This window comes from Streptomyces sp. NPDC018263, from assembly GCF_055562575.1.
This window is the reverse complement of record NZ_JBVHFA010000001.1, coordinates 65,641-82,741: the sequence shown is the minus strand read 5'-3', so window position 1 is coordinate 82,741 and position 17,101 is coordinate 65,641. Positions and strand designations below refer to the sequence as shown.

Genomic DNA, 17,101 nt, shown 5'->3' with positions numbered 1-17,101 from the left:
TAGGGCTTGGCGCATCCGGCGACAGGTGGATTCAGGGAATGGGGGCGTTCCAGTGGGCGGCAACGGCGGTGGCGGGACGAACGCTGACAAGCGCCCCAACGACCTGCTCGGTTCGTGGTTCGTGCGCAGCGGCTGGTCCAAGGGGGAGCTGGCCCGCCAGGTGAACCGCCGGGCCCGCCAGCTCGGCGCCAACCACATCTCCACCGACACCTCGCGCGTCCGCCGCTGGCTGGACGGCGAGAACCCGCGCGAACCCATCCCGCGCATCCTCTCCGAGCTGTTCTCCGAGCGGTTCGGCTGCGTCGTCTCCATCGAGGACCTGGGCCTGCGCGTCGCCCGCCAGTCGCCCTCCGCGTCCGGCGTCGACCTGCCCTGGACCGGCCCGCAGACCGTCGCCCTGCTCAGCGAGTTCTCCCGCAGCGACCTGATGCTCGCCCGGCGCGGCTTCCTCGGCACCTCCCTCGGCCTCTCGGCGGGCCCCGCGCTCATCGAGCCCATGCAGCGCTGGCTGGTCCCCACCCCCAATGCGCCGGTCCCGCCCGAGCCCGACCCGCCGCACGAACCCCGCAGGCCCGGCCGGCTCTCCCGCCCCGAGCTGGAGCTGCTGGAGTCCACCACCAAGATGTTCCGCCAGTGGGACGCCCAGTGCGGCGGCGGCCTGCGCCGCAAGGCGGTCGTCGGGCAACTGCACGAGGTCACCGACCTCCTCCAGGAACCCCAGCCCGAGGCCACCACCCGCAAGCTCTTCAAGGTCGCCGCCGAACTCGCCGAACTCGCCGGCTGGATGTCGTACGACGTGGGACTCCAGCCCACCGCGCAGAAGTACTTCGTGCTCGCCCTGCACGCGGCCAAGGAGGCGGGGGACAAGCCGCTCGGCTCGTACGTGCTCTCCAGCATGAGCCGCCAGATGATCCACCTCGGCCGCCCCGACGACGCCCTGGAACTCATCCACCTCGCCCAGTACGGCAGCCGGGACTGCGCCAGTCCGCGCACCCAGTCCATGCTGTATGCGATGGAGGCCCGCGCCTACGCCAACATGGGCCAGCCAGGCAAGTGCAAGCGCGCCGTCCGCATGGCCGAGGACATCTTCGCCGACGCCGACGACTGGGACGAGCCGGACGCCGACTGGATCAGGTTCTTCTCCGAGGCCGAACTGCACGGCGAGAACTCCCACTCCTTCCGCGACCTCGCCTACGTCGCCGGCCGCAGCCCCACCTACGCCTCGCTCGCCCAGCCGCTGATGGAGCGCGCCGTGGAGCTGTTCGCCAAGGACGGCGAACACCAGCGGTCCTACGCGCTGAACCTGATCGGCATGGCCACCGTGCATCTGCTCCAGCGCGAACCCGAGCGGGGCAGCGCCTACGCCTCCCAGGCCATGGAGACCGCCCGCAAGGTCCGCTCGGAGCGCGTCAACACCCGCATCCGCAAGACGGTCGGCGCGGCCGTGCGGGACTTCGGGGACCTCTCCGTCGTCGTCGACCTCACCGAACAGCTCGCCGTCGACCTCCCGGAGAGCGCCGACGCGGGCTGACCGGCCCGCATCCCTCAAGCCCCGGCCGCGGCCGGTCCTCCCGAACTGCCCGACTCGGCTCCCCCATGCCAGGTCATCGAGAGGCCGGACGCGGCCGGTTCCCGCATGCCCCCACCCGCCTGTCGCTACGGCGGTCCCGGCGCCGGTTGCGCCACGATAACGACCGGTGTGCCCGACAGCGGGCAGTTCATGGACGCGTAACACGCCAGGTGCCTTCGTCACGCCCGCGAAACAGCCGGGCGCCCCGGTCGAAACCGCGCTGCGTCAGTCTCTGGCGCATAACCGGCCCACCCCTCACTTGACCGGACCGCTCAGGCACCGCCCGCACGGGGCCGCCGTACAACCGATGAGGAGACGCCGATGGCAGCAGCCATCACGCTTGCGGCGGAGGCACCCGAACTGTCCTCCGCGAACACAGGCTTCATGCTGATCTGTTCCGCCCTGGTGCTGCTCATGACGCCGGGCTTGGCCTTCTTCTACGGAGGCATGGTCCGCGTCAAGAGCACCCTCAACATGCTGATGATGAGCTTCATCAGCATCGGCATCGTCACCCTGCTCTGGGTGCTCTACGGCTTCTCCCTGGCCTTCGGCTCCGGCTCCGCCTTCATCGGCTGGAACGCCGACTGGCTCGGCCTGAGCAACATCGGGCTGACGGAACTCTGGCCGGGCTACACCATCCCGGTGTTCGTCTTCATGGTCTTCCAGATGATGTTCGCCATCATCACCCCCGCCCTGATCAGCGGAGCCCTCGCCGACCGGGTCAAGTTCTCCGCCTGGGCCCTGTTCGTCGCCCTGTGGGCCACGGTCGTCTACATCCCGGTCGCCCACTGGGTCTGGGCCTCCGACGGCTGGGCCTTCAAGCTCGGCGTGATCGACTTCGCGGGCGGCACCGCCGTCCACATCAACGCCGGTGCCGCCGCCCTCGGCGTCATCCTGGTCATCGGCAAGCGGGTCGGCTTCAAGAAGGACCCGATGCGCCCGCACAGCCTGCCGCTGGTCATGCTTGGCGCCGGACTTCTCTGGTTCGGCTGGTTCGGCTTCAACGCCGGCTCCTGGCTGGGCAACGACGACGGCGTGGGCGCCCTGATGTTCGTCAACACCCAGGTCGCCACCGCCGCCGCCATGCTGGCCTGGCTCGCCTACGAGAAGATCCGCCACGGCGCCTGCACCACCCTCGGCGCGGCCTCCGGCGCCGTCGCCGGCCTCGTCGCCATCACCCCGTCCGGCGGCGCGGTCTCCCCGCTCGGCGCGATCGCCGTCGGCGTCATCGCCGGAGTCGCCTGCGCCGCCGCCGTCGGGCTCAAGTTCAAGTTCGGCTACGACGACTCCCTCGACGTCGTCGGCGTCCACATGGTCGGCGGCATCGTCGGCTCCCTGCTCGTCGGCTTCTTCGCCACCGGCAAGGGCCAGTCCGACGCGACCGGCGTCTTCTACGGCGACCACTCCTTCGACCAGCTCTGGAAGCAGTGCGCCGGCGTCTTCGCCGTCCTCGCCTACTCCCTGCTGGCCTCCGCCGTCCTCGCCTTCCTCCTCGACAAGACCCTCGGCATGCGGGTCCCCGAGGACGAGGAGATCTCCGGCATCGACCAGTCCCAGCACGCCGAGACCGCGTACGACTTCAGCGGCACCGGCGGCGGAGTCGTCGGCGGCTCCACGGCCCAGGCGCTCGCCGCCGCGAAGAACAAGAAGGTGGACGCATGAGGCTCATCACGGCGGTCGTCAAGCCGCACCGGCTCGACGAGATCAAGGAAGCCCTCCAGGCGTTCGGTGTCCACGGACTCACCGTCACCGAGGCCAGCGGCTACGGCCGCCAGCGCGGGCACACCGAGGTCTACCGGGGCGCCGAGTACACCGTCGACCTCGTCCCCAAGATCCGCATCGAGGTGCTCGCCGAGGACGAGGACGCCGAGCAACTGATCGACGTCATCGTCAAGGCCGCCCGCACCGGCAAGATCGGGGACGGCAAGGTCTGGTCCCTGCCGGTCGAGACCGCCGTCCGCGTCCGCACCGGCGAGCGCGGCCCGGACGCGCTCTGAGTACAAGGAAAGACAGGAGTCGCTGGGTGACGCGCACGGACGACCGCAACGAAACAGACGACACGGGACCCAGCGGCTACGCGGCGGCCCGGCTGCGCCTCCTCACCGAGGAGGCGCGGTCCGGGCCGCCGCGCCGTACCGCCCTCGCCGAACTCACCGACGACTGGCTGACCGGCCTCTTCACGGCCGCCGCCCCCGCCGCCAGGGGCATCTCCCTCGTCGCCGTGGGCGGCTACGGACGCGGCGAACTCTCCCCCCGCAGCGACCTCGACCTGCTGCTCCTGCACGACGGCAGCGACCCCGCCGCCGTCGCCGCCCTCGCCGACCGGCTCTGGTACCCCGTCTGGGACCTCGGCATCAGCCTCGACCACTCCGTGCGCACCCCCGCCGAGGCCCGCAAGACCGCCGGCGAGGACCTCAAGGTCCAGCTCGGCCTCCTCGACGCCCGCCACCTCGCCGGCGACCTCGGCCTCACCGCCGGACTGCGCAGCGCGATCCTCGCCGACTGGCGCAACCAGGCCCCCAAACGCCTCCCCGAACTCCAGGAACTCTGCGCCGAGCGCGCCGAGCGCCACGGCGAACTCCGTTTCCTCCTCGAACCCGACCTCAAGGAAGCCCGCGGCGGACTCCGCGACGCCACCGCCCTGCGAGCCGTCGCCGCCTCCTGGCTCGCCGACGCACCCCGCGAAGGACTCGCCGACGCCCGCCGCCGCCTCCTCGACGCCCGCGACGCCCTCCACCTCGTCACCGGCCGCGCCACCGACCGCCTCGCCCTCCAGGAACAGGACCAGGTCGCCGCCGAACTCGGCCTCCTCGACGCCGACACCCTGCTCCGCCAGGTCTACGAGGCCGCCCGCGTCATCTCGTACGCCGGTGACGTCACCTGGCGCGAGGTCAACCGGGTGCTGCGGGCCCGCGCCGTACGACCCCGGCTGCGCGCCATGCTGGGGGGCGGCAAGCCTGTCGTGGAGCGCTCACCCCTCGCCGAGGGCGTCGTCGAGCAGGACGGCGAAGCCGTCCTCGCCCGCACCGCACGGCCCGAGCGCGACCCCGTACTGCCCCTGCGCGCCGCGGCCGCCGCCGCGCAGGCCGCCCTCCCGCTCTCCCCGCACGCCGTACGGCGCATGGCCGCCACCGCGCGCCCCCTGCCCACGCCCTGGCCCGCAGAGGCGCGCGAACAGCTCATCACCCTGCTCGGCTCCGGCCGCCCCACCGTCGACGTATGGGAGGCCCTGGAGGCCGAGGGCCTGATCAGCCGGCTGCTCCCGGACTGGGAACGCGTCCGCTGCCGCCCCCAGCGCAACGCCGTCCACCTCTGGACCGTCGACCGGCACCTCATCGAGACCGCCGTCCGCGCCTCCGCCCTCACCCGCCGCGTCGGCCGCCCCGACCTCCTCCTCGTCGCCGCCCTGCTGCACGACATCGGCAAGGGCTGGCCCGGCGACCACTCCGTGGCCGGCGAGACCATCACCCGCGACGTCGCCGCCCGGCTCGGCTTCGACCGCGCCGACGTCACCGTCCTGGCCACCCTCGTCCGCCACCACCTGCTGCTGGTCGAGACCGCCACCCGACGCGACCTCGACGACCCCGCCACCGTCCGCGCCGTCGCCGACGCCGTCGGCAGCGAGAGCACCCTGGAACTCCTGCACGCCCTCACCGAGGCCGACGCCCTCGCCACCGGCCCCGCCGCCTGGTCCACCTGGCGCGGCTCCCTCGTCAGCGACCTCGTCCGCCGCGTCGCCGCCGTACTCGCCGGCGACCACCCCGGCACCGAGCTGGAGCCCGCCGCACCCACCGCCGAACAGGAACGCCTCGCCATCGAGGCCCACCGCACCGGCGGGCCCGTCCTCGCCCTGCGCACCCAGGACCAACCCGCCCCGCCGGACGACTCCGCCGGGACGGGCGAACCGCTCGGCGTCGAACTGCTCATCGCCGTACCCGACCAGCCCGGCGTGCTGCCCGCCCTCGCCGGAGTCCTCGCCCTGCACCGGCTCACCGTCCGCACCGGCGGGCTGCGCACCCTGCGGCTGCCCGACGATGTGGACGACGGCTCCGTCCTGCTGCTCGACTGGCGCGTCGCCGCCGAGTACGGCTCCCTCCCGCAGGCCGGCCGGCTCCGCGCCGACCTCGTCCGCGCCCTCGACGGCTCCCTGGACATCGCCAGCCGTCTCGCCGAACGCGACGCCGCCTACCCCCGCCGCCGCGGCCGCGCCGCACCGCCCCCGCGCGTCACCGTCGCCCCCGCCGCCTCCCGCCACGCCACGGTCATCGAGGTCCGCGCCCAGGACGCCCCCGGCCTCCTCTTCCGCATCGGCACGGCCCTGGAGAAGGCGGCGGTCCGGGTACGGAGCATGCATGTCAGCACGCTGGGCGCCAACGCGGTCGACGCCTTCTACGTCACCAGCGGCACCGGCGCCCCCCTCCCCCCGGAGGACGCGACGGCGACGGCACGGGCGCTGGAGGAGGCGCTGCGCGCCTGACACCGGTTGCCGGGATTCCCCGCCTGCCCGGTGCGACGGGCGGGGACGAATCGCTTGCGGGGCCGGATACCCTGGAGGGCAGCCCAAAACGACTCCGACCCCGAGGACCGACGCCGCCGTGTTCGATACTCTCTCCGACCGCCTGTCAGCGACTTTCAAGTCTCTCCGGGGCAAGGGTCTGCTGACCGAGGCGGACGTCGACGCCACGGCTCGCGAGATCCGCATCGCGCTTCTCGAAGCCGACGTCGCCCTCCCTGTCGTCCGGTCGTTCATCAAGAACGTCAAGGAGCGCGCGCTCGGCGCCGAGGTCTCGCGGGCCCTCAACCCGGCCCAGCAGGTGCTCAAGATCGTCAACGACGAGCTGGTCACCATCCTGGGCGGCGAGACCCGCCGCCTGCGCTTCGCCAAGCAGCCGCCGACCGTGATCATGCTGGCTGGTCTCCAGGGTGCCGGTAAGACCACGCTCGCGGGCAAGCTGGGCCGCTGGCTGAAGGAGCAGGGCCACTCCCCGCTGCTCGTCGCCTGCGACCTCCAGCGCCCCAACGCCGTCAACCAGCTCAGCGTCGTCGCCGAGCGCGCCGGTGTCGCGGTGTACGCCCCCGAGCCGGGCAACGGCGTCGGCGACCCGGTCAAGGTCGCCAAGGACTCGATCGAGTTCGCCAAGGCCAAGGTCCACGACATCGTGATCGTGGACACCGCCGGCCGCCTGGGCATCGACCAGGAGATGATGGCGCAGGCCGCGGACATCCGCGACGCCGTCTCCCCGGACGAGATCCTCTTCGTCGTCGACGCCATGATCGGCCAGGACGCGGTCAACACCGCCGAGGCGTTCCGCGACGGCGTCGGCTTCGACGGCGTGGTGCTCTCCAAGCTCGACGGTGACGCCCGCGGTGGTGCCGCCCTGTCGATCCGGCAGATCACCGGCAAGCCGATCATGTTCGCGTCCAACGGCGAGAAGCTGGACGAGTTCGACGCGTTCCACCCCGACCGGATGGCCTCCCGCATCCTCGACATGGGTGACCTCCTCACCCTGATCGAGCAGGCGGAGAAGACGTTCAGTCAGGAAGAGGCCGAGAAGATGGCCTCGAAGCTGGCGTCGAAGAAGGGCCAGGACTTCACCCTGGACGACTTCCTGTCCCAGATGGAGCAGGTCAGGAAGATGGGCAGCATCAGCAAGCTGCTCGGCATGCTCCCGGGCATGGGCCAGATCAAGGACCAGATCAACAACATCGACGAGCGGGACGTGGACCGCACGGCCGCGATCATCAAGTCGATGACCCCGGCCGAGCGCACCGACCCGACCATCATCAACGGCTCCCGCCGCGCCCGTATCGCCAAGGGTTCCGGTGTCGAGGTCAGCGCGGTGAAGGGCCTGGTCGAGCGGTTCTTCGAGGCGCGCAAGATGATGTCCCGCATGGCCCAGGGCGGCGGGATGCCGGGCATGCCGGGGATGCCGGGCATGGGCGGCGGCCCCGGCCGCACCAAGAAGCAGCCCAAGAAGGCCAAGGGCAAGCAGCGTTCGGGCAACCCGATGAAGCGCAAGCAGCAGGAGCTGGAGGAGGCCCAGCGCCGCGAGGCCGCCGCGCAGGGCGGCAACGCGCTCGGGTTGCCCCAGCAGGGCGGCCAGGACTTCGAACTCCCCGACGAGTTCAAGAAGTTCATGGGCTGACACCGGTCCCGCGCACGTGCCGAGGGCGCCCCTTCTTCGTGAGGGGGCGCCCTTCGCGCGTCGGGGGGTGCTTCGGTGCCCCTAGGGCACGCGGGCGATCAGGTAGCGGAAGACGTTCGGCATCCAGACCGTCCCGTCCGGACGCCGGTAGGGGTGCAGGGACTCGGTCAGCTCCTTGCCGACCTGCTTGCGGTCGGTCGCCGCGATCGCCGCGTCGAACAGTCCGGTCGACACCAGCCCGCGTACCGCGCTGTCGGTGTCGGCGTAGCCGAAGGGGCAGGCCACCCGGCCGGAGCCGTCGGGCCTGAGCCCCGCGCGCCGGGCGACCTCCTCCAGGTCGTCCCGGCGGGCCGGGCGCCAGGCGCGGGTGCCGCGCAGCGGTTCGGCGAGCTTGGCGGCGACCCGGAGCACGGTGGAGGTGGCGCACCGCTCGGGCGGACCCCATCCGGCGAGCACCACGGCGGCCCCGCGCGCGGCCAGCGGCAGCGCGGCGGCGAGGGTGTCGTCGAGGCCGTCGCGGTCGTCGAGGGCGCCGACCGTCTCGTAGGCGGTCACGAGGGTGTACGGGGGTGTGTCGTCGTCGGCCGCGTCCGCGGGGGAGTCCGCCCGGACGAGCCGGGCCTCCAGGGGGCCGTCCGGGTCCAGGCGCTCGCGGGCGAGGGCGAGGTGTTCGGGGCGGGAGTCGACGCCGGTGACGGCCGCGCCCTTGGCGGCCGCCAGCAGCAGAGCGAGCCCGGAGCCGCAGGCCAGGCCCAGCAGGCGGGTGCCCGGTCCCACTTCGAGGCGCTCGTGGACGGTCTCGTGGAGTGGAACGAGCATCCGCTCCTGGATCTCCGACCAGTCGCGCGCGCGTTTGCGGGGGTTCACGCGGGGTGGTGCGGAACCCGCGTGGGCCAGGTGCTCCCGCACGAGCGTAGGTGTCATAGGTAGCGCCCCAATCCGCCGGCTGTCCGTCGCTGTGCCCGGTGTGTGGCCCCCGTGTGCCGTGCGTGCGCACTTTCCACGTATGCCAGGTAACTCCCGGCCCGCCCAGTCGTCCAGTGGTCGTGGGGCCCGGCTTGCCGCGGGATGGCGCGTGTGGCTCGAATTCACGCCCCCGCAACGCTGCCCCGCACCACCGGGTTCGGCGGTGCGCGGGGGCACCCGGTAACGTGCGGGTTCCGGCGGTGGCAGTAGCCCCGCGGACGCCGGGAGCCGTACGTCTGGCTACGCACCGGCTTGTGGGGAGCTGCGAGGCTTCTCCGTGAAACGGCGGACCCGCCCTCGTCAGGACGCATCGGCGACAACTGACGGGTAGGTGCAAATTATTTGAGATGCCCCGGAATAGGAACACAGCGGCACCCCCGCTCGTTGTCATTACGTGAGCACGACACAGACACCACCTGTTCTCGCCGCGGAGCTGGCACAGGCGTGGGCCGACATTCAGCGGTACCACCCCGAGCTGCCCGACCTCGCCGCACCGGAATCACTGATCGGGGAGTCGTCGTCCGCGTGCGGGCACGAGCTCTCCTTCGAGCGGCTGCTGCACGAGGCGGTGCACGGCATCGCCGCGTCCCGCGGGGTGCGCGACACCTCCCGTGCCGGCCGCTACCACAACCGCCGTTTCCTCGCCGTCGCCGAGGAGCTGGGCCTGGACCACCCCGAGGAGCCGCATCCCAGCAGCGGTTTCTCGCTGGTCACGCTCAACCCCGAGGCCAAGCGGCGCTACCGTCCGACCATCGACCGGCTGCAGCGGGCGCTCAAGGCGCACACGGTGGCCACCTCCGCCGACACCTCGCGCACCTTCCGGGGCCCGGCCGCCCGGCACGGCTCCTCCGGGGGCGGGGTCCGGGTCAAGGCGGTCTGCGACTGCGGCCGCAACGTCCGGGTGGTCCCCTCGGTCCTGGCGCAGGCGCCGATCATGTGCGGCGGCTGCGGCAAGCCGTTCCGCATCCCGGAGACCGTGGCGGCGGCGAGCTGACAAGACGGCTGCTCGTGGCAGCCGTACCGTCCGGCTCTCCGCCCTTCCGTTCGCCTCGCGGGCGGCAATGCCGCGGGGGTGGCGCCGTGCGTTCCCCAGGCATGCGCGAGATCGCCCACCCCGGCCCGGAGGGCCCCGCAGGGTGTGGCACAATGGCTAGCTGTACTCGACAGTCGCACAGGACCCCTCTCTCCTCCGGCTGACGCGTCCATCGGGCACTCGGGTACCGCAACCCCACGCGGCAACTCCGCCGTGCCCAACACGTCAATTCCAGGAGAACTCACTCCCGTGGCAGTCAAGATCAAGCTGAAGCGTCTGGGCAAGATCCGTTCGCCTCACTACCGCATCGTCGTCGCCGACTCCCGTACCCGCCGTGACGGCCGGGCGATCGAGGAGATCGGCAAGTACCACCCGACCTACAACCCGTCGGTCATGGAGGTGGACGCCGATCGCGTCGCCTACTGGCTGGGTGTCGGCGCGCAGCCGACCGAGCCGGTGCTCGCCATTCTGAAGAAGACCGGCGACTGGCAGAAGTTCAAGGGTGAGCCGGCCCCCGCGCCGCTCCTCGTCGCCGCGCCGAAGGCCGAGCGTCCGTCGTTCGAGGGCCTCGGCTCCGACGACGACAACAAGGGTGAGGCCATCACCCAGAAGAAGAAGGCTGAGAAGAAGGACGAGGCGGCCGCTGAGTCCGCCGAGTCGACCGAGGCCTGAGCAGCATGCTCGAAGAGGCGCTTGAGCACCTCGTGAAGGGCATCGTCGACAACCCCGACGATGTGCAGGTCGCCTCGCGCGACCTGCGCCGCGGGCGCGTGCTGGAGGTCCGGGTGCACCCCGACGACCTCGGTAAGGTGATCGGCCGCAACGGCCGCACCGCGCGCGCTCTGCGTACCGTCGTGGGCGCCATCGGCGGCCGCGGTGTCCGTGTCGACCTCGTCGACGTGGACCACGTCCGCTGACGCTTCATAGCAACCGGCTCGGGCCGGGGAGGGCCACTGGGCCGTCCCCGGCCCGCAGTCGTCTGACAGGAGATCTGTACTCGTGCAGTTGGTAGTCGCACGCATCGGCCGTGCTCATGGCATCAAGGGTGAGGTCACCGTCGAGGTGCGTACCGACGAGCCGGAGTCGCGGCTCGCACCGGGCGCCGTCCTGGCCACCGACCCGGCGTCCGCAGGGCCGCTCACCATCGCCACCGGCCGCGTGCACAGCGGCCGTCTCCTCCTGCGGTTCGAGGGCGTCACCGACCGCACCGCCGCCGAGGCGCTGCGCAACACGCTGCTGATCGCCGACGTCGATCCGGAGGAGATGCCGGAGGACGAGGACGAGTACTACGACCATCAGCTCATCGACCTCGACGTGGTCACCGAGGACGGCACGGAGGTGGGCCGGATCACCGAGATCTCCCACCTGCCCTCCCAGGACCTCTTCATCGTGGAGCGCCCGGACGGCAGCGAGGTGCTGATCCCGTTCGTGGAGGAGATCGTCAGCGAGATCGACCTGGCCGAGCAGAAGGCGGTCATCACCCCGCCGCCCGGCCTGATCGACGGCCGCGCCGAGATCGCTTCCGCGCGGGACGAGGACGAGGGCGCATGAGGCTCGACGTCGTCACGATCTTCCCGGAGTACCTGGAACCGCTGAACGTCTCCCTCGTCGGCAAGGCCCGCGCGCGCGGCCGGCTCGACGTGAACGTCCACGACCTGCGCTCCTGGACCTACGACCGGCACAACACGGTCGACGACACCCCCTACGGCGGCGGCCCCGGCATGGTCATGAAGACCGAGCCCTGGGGCGACGCCCTGGACACCGTGCTGGCCGACGGCTACGAGTCGGGCGCGCACAGCCCCGCCCTGATCGTGCCGACCCCGAGCGGCCGCCCGTTCACCCAGGAACTCGCCGTCGAGCTGTCGAAGCGCCCCTGGCTGGTCTTCACCCCGGCCCGGTACGAGGGCATCGACCGCCGCGTCATGGACGAGTACGCGACCCGGATGCCCGTCTACGAGGTCTCCATCGGGGACTACGTCCTCGCGGGCGGCGAGGCGGCCGTGCTGGTCGTCACCGAGGCCGTGGCCCGGCTGCTGCCCGGCGTGCTCGGCAACGCCGAGTCGCACCGGGACGACTCCTTCGCCCCCGGCGCGATGGCCAACCTCCTGGAGGGGCCGGTCTACACCAAGCCGCCCGAGTGGCGGGGTCATGGCATCCCGGACGTGCTGCTCAGCGGCCACCACGGCAAGATCGCGCGCTGGCGGCGGGACGAGGCGATGCGCCGGACCACCGCCAACCGGCCCGACCTGATCGAGCGCTGCGACCCCGCGACGCTCGACAAGAAGGACCGGGAGATGCTCTCCATCCTGGGCTGGTCCCCGGACCCGGAGGGCCACTCGTCCGGGCGATTTTGGCGCAGGAGCGAGGGCGTGGAACAATAGGTCGCTGTTGTGCGTCCGTCCGGCGTGCGCCCCTGCCACAGGGGGACACGACGCCCGTTCCGACCCGCACGGCAGACCTCTTCGAACATCTAGTTCCGTTGATGACCTGTGGCATCAGCGAAGAAAGCAGACGAAATGTCTCACCTGCTCGACACCGTCGACTCCGCGTCGCTGCGCACCGACGTCCCGGCCTTCCGCCCGGGTGACACCGTCAACGTGCACGTCCGCGTCATCGAGGGCAACCGCTCGCGTGTGCAGCAGTTCAAGGGCGTCGTGATCCGCCGCCAGGGTTCGGGCGTCCGCGAGACCTTCACGGTCCGCAAGGTCTCGTTCTCCGTCGGCGTGGAGCGTACCTTCCCGGTGCACACCCCGATCGTCGAGAAGATCGAGCTCGTCACCCGCGGTGACGTGCGCCGCGCCAAGCTGTACTACCTCCGTGAGCTGCGCGGCAAGGCCGCGAAGATCAAGGAGAAGCGCGACAACTGAGCGCCTGTCTTCAGTCGTGACGGGGCCGGATAGCATCTGGCCCCGATGGACACCGAAGCACAGCCCGCCGAACGCGACCGTTCCCGCCCACCCGGTACACCGGGTACGCGGGGCCGGTCGCGTTTCGCGTTGGCGGGCTCGCTCGCCGAGCGGGTGCCGGGCGGCCGGTTCACCCTGACGCTCCTCGCCTGCCTGGCCTTCCTGCTGCTCCTGAGCACATTCGTGGTGCGCCCGTTCGAGATTCCGAGCGGTTCCATGGAGCCCGGATTGAGGGTCGGGGACCGCGTACTCGTAAACAAGTTGGCGTACCGTTTCGGTGCCCGTCCGAGCCGCGGTGACGTGGTGGTGTTCGACGGGACCGGCTACTTCGGGCACGCCGACTACGTGAAGCGCGTTGCAGGGGTGGGAGGCGACCATGTGGTCTGCTGCGACAGGGAGGGGAGGATCGAGGTGAACGGCCGCCCGGTCGACGAGACGGGGTTCCTCTTCAAGGGGAACAGCGCGTCCGACGTGCCCTTCGACGTGGTGGTGCCCGACGGCCGCCTCTTCCTGCTCGGTGACCACCGCGCCCGCTCCAGCGACTCCCGCGACCATCTCGGCTCGCCCGGCGGCGGCATGGTCCCGGTGGACGACGTGGTGGGCCGCGTCGACTGGATCGTCTGGCCGTACGGCCACCTCACGCGCATCGAGCGCCCCCGCGCCTACGCGCACGTACCTGCCGCGGAGGCCGCGCATGGGTAACCGGGCAAGGCCGCGCGGGGTGTCCGGCGCGGCCGCCGACAATCCGCTGCCCACCGGCGCCCGCCGGGCCTCCCGGCCGAGCGCCGGCCGTTCGCGGGCGGAGCGGCGCAAGCTCCAGCGCAAGGTGAAGCGCAAACGCAGACGTTCGGCGGTGCGGGAGATCCCGCTGCTGCTCGGGGTCGCGGTGCTGATCGCGCTGGTGCTGAAGACCTTCCTGGTGCAGGCGTTCGTGATCCCGTCCGGCTCGATGGAGCAGACGATCCGGATCGGGGACCGGGTGCTGGTCGACAAGTTCACCCCGTGGTTCGGCTCCCGGCCGGCCCGTGGTGACGTGGTGGTGTTCCACGATCCGGGCGGCTGGCTGACCGGCGAGGAGACGCCCAAGAAGAACGACCCGGTCGTGGTCAAGCAGGTGAAGGAGGGGCTGACCTTCATCGGCCTGCTCCCCTCGGACAACGAGAAGGACCTGATCAAGCGGGTCATCGGGGTCGGCGGCGACCATGTGAAGTGCTGTGACGCCGAGGGCCGGGTCACGGTCAACGGCGTCCCGCTCACCGAGGGCGCCTACATCTACCCCGGCAACGCCCCCTCCGCGACCTCCTTCGACATCACGGTGCCCAAGGGCCGCCTGTGGGTGATGGGCGATCACCGGGGCAACTCGGCCGACTCCCGCTTCCACCAGAACACGTCGTACGGCGGGACCGTCTCCGAGGAGTCGGTCGTCGGCCGGGCGATGTTCATCGGCTGGCCCTTCGCGCACTGGACGCGCCTGGACGAACCTAAAACCTTCGCAAGCGTCACCGACGCGGCGTCCGGGTCGAGTGCGGCCCGTGCTCCGTCGCATAGGGTTGCCCCCTACGATCCGAACGGACTGACCCAGCTCCCGACCCCTGCGGAACTCCCGCTCGTTATGGGAGTGGTGGGCCTGCACCGTGCATGGGGCAGGCGGCGGCACAGAGTAAGGAGTTGGCGTGGGGGATGTGGCGGTTGGCGCACGGTCGGGGCACGACGGCGAGGAGCACCGCGGGCACCCCGTGGGGTCCGACGCCTCGGCCCCGGACGGCGCCGTGAACTCCGGGAACGGCTTCGCGGCGGCCGGTGACGGCACCCCGCCCGGCCGGCCCCCGCGGACCGACGAGGGCGGTGGCGGCGGCGGTGCCGCGCGCCGGCCGGAGAAGCAGCGCTCGTTCTGGAAGGAACTGCCGATCCTCGTCGGCATCGCGCTGGTGCTGGCCCTGCTGATCAAGACGTTCCTGGTGCAGGCGTTCTCGATCCCGTCCGACTCGATGCAGAACACCCTCCAGCAGGGTGACCGCGTCCTCGTGGACAAGCTCACCCCCTGGTTCGGCTCCGAGCCCGAGCGCGGCGAGGTCGTCGTCTTCCACGACCCCGGCCAGTGGCTGGCGGGCGAGCCGACGCCGGAGCAGAACGCGCTGCAGAAGGGGCTGAGCTGGATCGGCCTGATGCCGTCCGCCGAGGAGAAGGACCTCATCAAGCGTGTGATCGGCGTCGGCGGCGACACGGTCGAGTGCGAGGGCAGCGCCCCGCTGAAGGTCAACGGCAAGGCGCTGGACGAGCCGTACGTCTACCCCGGCAACACGCCGTGCAGCGTGGACGACCAGGGCGGCCAGTTCAAGGTCAAGGTGCCCGAGGGCTACATCTGGGTGATGGGCGACCACCGCCAGAACTCGCGGGACTCGCGGTACAACCAGACCGACGAGAACCACGGCATGGTGCCGGTCAAGGACGTCGTCGGGCGCGCGATCGTGAAGGCGTGGCCCATCAACCGCTGGGGCACCCTGCCGATCCCGGACACCTTCGACCAGCCGGGCCTGGACAAGCAGAGCTCCGCCGCCGCTTCGCTGCCGTACGCGCCGGGCGCGGGTGCGGTCGCGCTCGTGGTGCCGGTGGCGGTGTGGCGTCGCCGCAAGGCCGCCCGTCCAGGTGCTGCCGAGGCCGCGCGCCAGGTGTGAGCCGCGTCTTCGCGCGGATCAGGTACGAACGCTGCCGAGGGCGGTGTTTCCCGGAGACCCGGTGAAGAACCGGTCACCGGGGGGCACCGCCCTCGCGGCCTTCCGGCCCGGTGTGCTACCAAAGGCGGATCGTGGCAGGCCGGGCGACCCCGGCGGAGGGGACCGGGAGACGACATGGCAACTGCCCAAGGCGCGGAGACCGCGGAGTCCGCGGGGGCCAGGGGCGGCCTCGGCGGCCGGCTGTCGGGCGTGGCGGTGGCCGTCGGCCTGCTGCTCTTCCTGGCCGGCTTCGGCTGGGCCGCGGTGACCTACCGGCCCTATACGGTGCCGACCAGCTCGATGACCCCGACCATCGACGCCGGGGACCGGGTGCTGGCCCAGCGGGTCGACGGCGCGGACGTGCGCCGGGGCGACGTGGTGGTGTTCAGCGACAAGACCTGGGTGACCGGTGCCGACGTGGTCAAGCGGGTCGTCGCGGTCGGCGGGGACACCGTCGCCTGCTGCACCGACGGCAAGCTGAGCGTCAACGGCAAGCCGGTGGACGAGCCCTATCTGCCCAAGGGCACCCCGGCCGAGGTCAAGGGCTTCCCGACGGTGACCGTGCCCAAGGGCCGCCTCTTCCTGCTCGGTGACGAGCGCCAGGGTTCACTGGACTCCACCGCCCACCTCACCGACGCGGCCGAGGGCACGGTGAGCCGGGGCGCGGTGCACGCCCGCGTGGACTCCGTGGTCTGGCCGATGCGGGGCATGCTGGCCCGGCCGACCGGGTTCGAGGCGCTGGGCACGGTGTCGGAGGCCGGTCCGCTGCCGCTGATCGAGGTGATGATCGTCGCCGGTGCGGTGCTGGTCCTGGGCGGCGCCGCGTACGGCCCGATCGCGGCGCGCGTGGGCCGTTCCCGCGCCCGGAGCGGTGCGGAGCCCGTCCATGCAGGCTGAGGACACCTACGCGGGCGGGCTGCGGAAGGTCGCCCGCGTGGTGCTGCTCGACCCCGCCGACCGCGTCCTGCTGCTGCACGGCCATGAGCCGGACGATCCGGCCGACGACTGGTGGTTCACCCCTGGCGGCGGCGTGGAGGGCGCCGAGACCCGCGAAGAGGCCGCGCTCCGGGAACTGGTCGAGGAGACCGGCATCACCGAGGTCGACCTGGGCCCGGTGCTCTGGCGCCGCCGCTGCTCCTTCCCGTTCGCCGGGCGCCGCTGGGACCAGGACGAGTGGTACTACCTGGCCCGTACGACGCAGACGGTGACGGCCGCCCTGGGGCTGACCGAGCTGGAGCGGCGCAGTGTCTCGGGAGCGCGCTGGTGGACGTGCCGGGAACTGGAGCAGGCCCATGAGACGGTGTATCCGACCAGGCTCGCCGGGCTGCTGCGCACGCTGCTCGACGAGGGTCCCCCGGCCACGCCCGTGACCCTCGACACGGAAATCGTCTGAGGGTTCGCCGGACTGGCGCACAATGGGGGGATCGCACGGCTGAAGGGGAAGCTGCCATGAGCGCCGAGGACCTCGAGAAGTACGAGACCGAGATGGAGCTGAAGCTCTACCGGGAGTACCGCGACGTCGTCGGTCTGTTCAAATACGTGATCGAGACGGAACGGCGCTTCTACCTCACCAACGACTACGAGATGCAGGTGCACTCGGTCCAGGGTGAGGTGTTCTTCGAGGTGACGATGGCCGACGCCTGGGTGTGGGACATGTATCGCCCGGCGCGGTTCGTCAAGCAGGTCCGGGTGCTGACGTTCAAGGACGTGAACATCGAGGAGCTGAACAAGAGCGATCTGGAGCTGCCCAGCGGGTGATCCCGGCT

18 protein-coding genes are annotated in these 17,101 nt (G+C 71.5%); 17 read left to right on the top strand and 1 reads right to left on the bottom strand.

Annotated features, from left to right (window positions below; translation table 11 throughout):
* Positions 1-52 precede the first annotated feature (52 nt).
* The 5 genes from nsdA (at position 53) to ffh (ending at position 7,716) form a co-directional block, all read left to right on the top strand.
* The gene (nsdA, locus tag ACZ3HQ_RS00395) at positions 53-1,531 is read left to right on the top strand and encodes a transcriptional repressor NsdA (protein ID WP_467506734.1); all 1,479 of its coding nucleotides are present in this window, start codon (positions 53-55) and stop codon (positions 1,529-1,531) included.
* Between the two features lie 360 nt (positions 1,532-1,891).
* Positions 1,892-3,232: an ammonium transporter gene (locus tag ACZ3HQ_RS00390; RefSeq protein WP_467506733.1), complete on the top strand. Its 1,341-nt coding sequence runs from the start codon at positions 1,892-1,894 to the stop codon at positions 3,230-3,232.
* Positions 3,229-3,567 (top strand): P-II family nitrogen regulator, encoded by a 339-nt coding sequence (locus ACZ3HQ_RS00385; RefSeq protein WP_031181810.1) that lies wholly within the window; start codon positions 3,229-3,231, stop codon positions 3,565-3,567. Before ACZ3HQ_RS00390 ends, ACZ3HQ_RS00385 begins: the two co-directional genes overlap by 4 nt.
* Positions 3,568-3,593: 26 nt before the next feature.
* Positions 3,594-6,047, top strand: a complete 2,454-nt coding sequence (locus ACZ3HQ_RS00380; RefSeq protein WP_467506731.1) for a [protein-PII] uridylyltransferase — start codon at positions 3,594-3,596, stop codon at positions 6,045-6,047.
* Between the two features lie 118 nt (positions 6,048-6,165).
* On the top strand, positions 6,166-7,716 hold the full coding sequence (ffh, locus tag ACZ3HQ_RS00375; protein ID WP_450269249.1) for a signal recognition particle protein: 1,551 nt from the start codon (positions 6,166-6,168) through the stop codon (positions 7,714-7,716).
* Between the two features lie 81 nt (positions 7,717-7,797).
* Here ffh and ACZ3HQ_RS00370 read toward each other — a convergent pair whose 3' ends face one another.
* Positions 7,798-8,640 carry a methyltransferase domain-containing protein gene (locus tag ACZ3HQ_RS00370; protein ID WP_467506729.1) on the bottom strand — a complete coding sequence of 281 codons (843 nt, stop codon included), beginning with the start codon at positions 8,638-8,640 and terminating at the stop codon, positions 7,798-7,800.
* A 436-nt stretch (positions 8,641-9,076) separates the two neighbouring features.
* Here ACZ3HQ_RS00370 and ACZ3HQ_RS00365 point away from each other — a divergent pair, with 436 nt between their 5' ends.
* From ACZ3HQ_RS00365 to ACZ3HQ_RS00310, 12 genes are all read left to right on the top strand, one after another.
* On the top strand, positions 9,077-9,676 hold the full coding sequence (locus tag ACZ3HQ_RS00365; RefSeq protein ID WP_388994859.1) for a hypothetical protein: 600 nt from the start codon (positions 9,077-9,079) through the stop codon (positions 9,674-9,676).
* A 288-nt stretch (positions 9,677-9,964) separates the two neighbouring features.
* On the top strand, positions 9,965-10,387 hold the full coding sequence (gene rpsP, locus ACZ3HQ_RS00360) for a 30S ribosomal protein S16 (protein ID WP_031183689.1): 423 nt from the start codon (positions 9,965-9,967) through the stop codon (positions 10,385-10,387).
* A gap of 5 nt (positions 10,388-10,392) precedes the next feature.
* On the top strand, positions 10,393-10,632 hold the full coding sequence (locus tag ACZ3HQ_RS00355; RefSeq protein WP_005479813.1) for an RNA-binding protein: 240 nt from the start codon (positions 10,393-10,395) through the stop codon (positions 10,630-10,632).
* 82 nt (positions 10,633-10,714) lie between these two features.
* Complete coding sequence (gene rimM, locus ACZ3HQ_RS00350) at positions 10,715-11,266, top strand: ribosome maturation factor RimM (RefSeq protein WP_467506728.1); 552 nt, start codon at positions 10,715-10,717, stop codon at positions 11,264-11,266.
* Positions 11,263-12,096, top strand: a complete 834-nt coding sequence (trmD, locus tag ACZ3HQ_RS00345) for a tRNA (guanosine(37)-N1)-methyltransferase TrmD (RefSeq protein WP_467506726.1) — start codon at positions 11,263-11,265, stop codon at positions 12,094-12,096. Before rimM ends, trmD begins: the two co-directional genes overlap by 4 nt.
* A gap of 135 nt (positions 12,097-12,231) precedes the next feature.
* The gene (gene rplS, locus ACZ3HQ_RS00340; protein WP_030808575.1) at positions 12,232-12,582 is read left to right on the top strand and encodes a 50S ribosomal protein L19; all 351 of its coding nucleotides are present in this window, start codon (positions 12,232-12,234) and stop codon (positions 12,580-12,582) included.
* A gap of 45 nt (positions 12,583-12,627) precedes the next feature.
* Positions 12,628-13,323 carry a signal peptidase I gene (lepB, locus tag ACZ3HQ_RS00335; RefSeq protein ID WP_467506724.1) on the top strand — a complete coding sequence of 232 codons (696 nt, stop codon included), beginning with the start codon at positions 12,628-12,630 and terminating at the stop codon, positions 13,321-13,323.
* Positions 13,316-14,425 (top strand): signal peptidase I, encoded by a 1,110-nt coding sequence (gene lepB / locus ACZ3HQ_RS00330; protein ID WP_467506722.1) that lies wholly within the window; start codon positions 13,316-13,318, stop codon positions 14,423-14,425. Before lepB (ACZ3HQ_RS00335) ends, lepB (ACZ3HQ_RS00330) begins: the two co-directional genes overlap by 8 nt.
* Entirely contained in the window at positions 14,391-15,296 is a 906-nt protein-coding gene (gene lepB, locus ACZ3HQ_RS00325) for a signal peptidase I (protein ID WP_467506720.1), read from the top strand. The genes lepB (ACZ3HQ_RS00330) and lepB (ACZ3HQ_RS00325) overlap by 35 nt, the downstream gene beginning before the upstream one ends.
* Positions 15,297-15,470: 174 nt before the next feature.
* Positions 15,471-16,232, top strand: coding sequence for a signal peptidase I (gene lepB / locus ACZ3HQ_RS00320; protein WP_467506718.1), 762 nt, complete (start codon positions 15,471-15,473; stop codon positions 16,230-16,232).
* A complete protein-coding gene (locus ACZ3HQ_RS00315; RefSeq protein WP_467506716.1) occupies positions 16,222-16,728 on the top strand; it encodes an NUDIX hydrolase in 507 nt (168 codons plus the stop codon). The genes lepB (ACZ3HQ_RS00320) and ACZ3HQ_RS00315 overlap by 11 nt, the downstream gene beginning before the upstream one ends.
* Positions 16,729-16,784: 56 nt before the next feature.
* On the top strand, positions 16,785-17,093 hold the full coding sequence (locus tag ACZ3HQ_RS00310; protein WP_018544766.1) for a DUF2469 domain-containing protein: 309 nt from the start codon (positions 16,785-16,787) through the stop codon (positions 17,091-17,093).
* Positions 17,094-17,101: the final 8 nt, after the last annotated feature.

What these genes read in the sequence shown, in the direction of transcription:
- ACZ3HQ_RS00390 (WP_467506733.1), top strand. Translation starts at nt 1,892, where the DNA reads ATGGCAGCAGCCATCACGCTTGCGGCGGAGGCACCCGAACTGTCCTCC.
- ACZ3HQ_RS00385 (WP_031181810.1), top strand. Translation starts at nt 3,229, where the DNA reads ATGAGGCTCATCACGGCGGTCGTCAAGCCGCACCGGCTCGACGAGATC.
- ACZ3HQ_RS00370 (WP_467506729.1), bottom strand. Translation starts at nt 8,640, where the DNA reads ATGACACCTACGCTCGTGCGGGAGCACCTGGCCCACGCGGGTTCCGCA.
- ACZ3HQ_RS00355 (WP_005479813.1), top strand. Translation starts at nt 10,393, where the DNA reads ATGCTCGAAGAGGCGCTTGAGCACCTCGTGAAGGGCATCGTCGACAAC.
- trmD (WP_467506726.1), top strand. Translation starts at nt 11,263, where the DNA reads ATGAGGCTCGACGTCGTCACGATCTTCCCGGAGTACCTGGAACCGCTG.
- rplS (WP_030808575.1), top strand. Translation starts at nt 12,232, where the DNA reads ATGTCTCACCTGCTCGACACCGTCGACTCCGCGTCGCTGCGCACCGAC.
- lepB (WP_467506724.1), top strand. Translation starts at nt 12,628, where the DNA reads ATGGACACCGAAGCACAGCCCGCCGAACGCGACCGTTCCCGCCCACCC.
- lepB (WP_467506722.1), top strand. Translation starts at nt 13,316, where the DNA reads ATGGGTAACCGGGCAAGGCCGCGCGGGGTGTCCGGCGCGGCCGCCGAC.
- lepB (WP_467506718.1), top strand. Translation starts at nt 15,471, where the DNA reads ATGGCAACTGCCCAAGGCGCGGAGACCGCGGAGTCCGCGGGGGCCAGG.
- ACZ3HQ_RS00315 (WP_467506716.1), top strand. Translation starts at nt 16,222, where the DNA reads ATGCAGGCTGAGGACACCTACGCGGGCGGGCTGCGGAAGGTCGCCCGC.
- ACZ3HQ_RS00310 (WP_018544766.1), top strand. Translation starts at nt 16,785, where the DNA reads ATGAGCGCCGAGGACCTCGAGAAGTACGAGACCGAGATGGAGCTGAAG.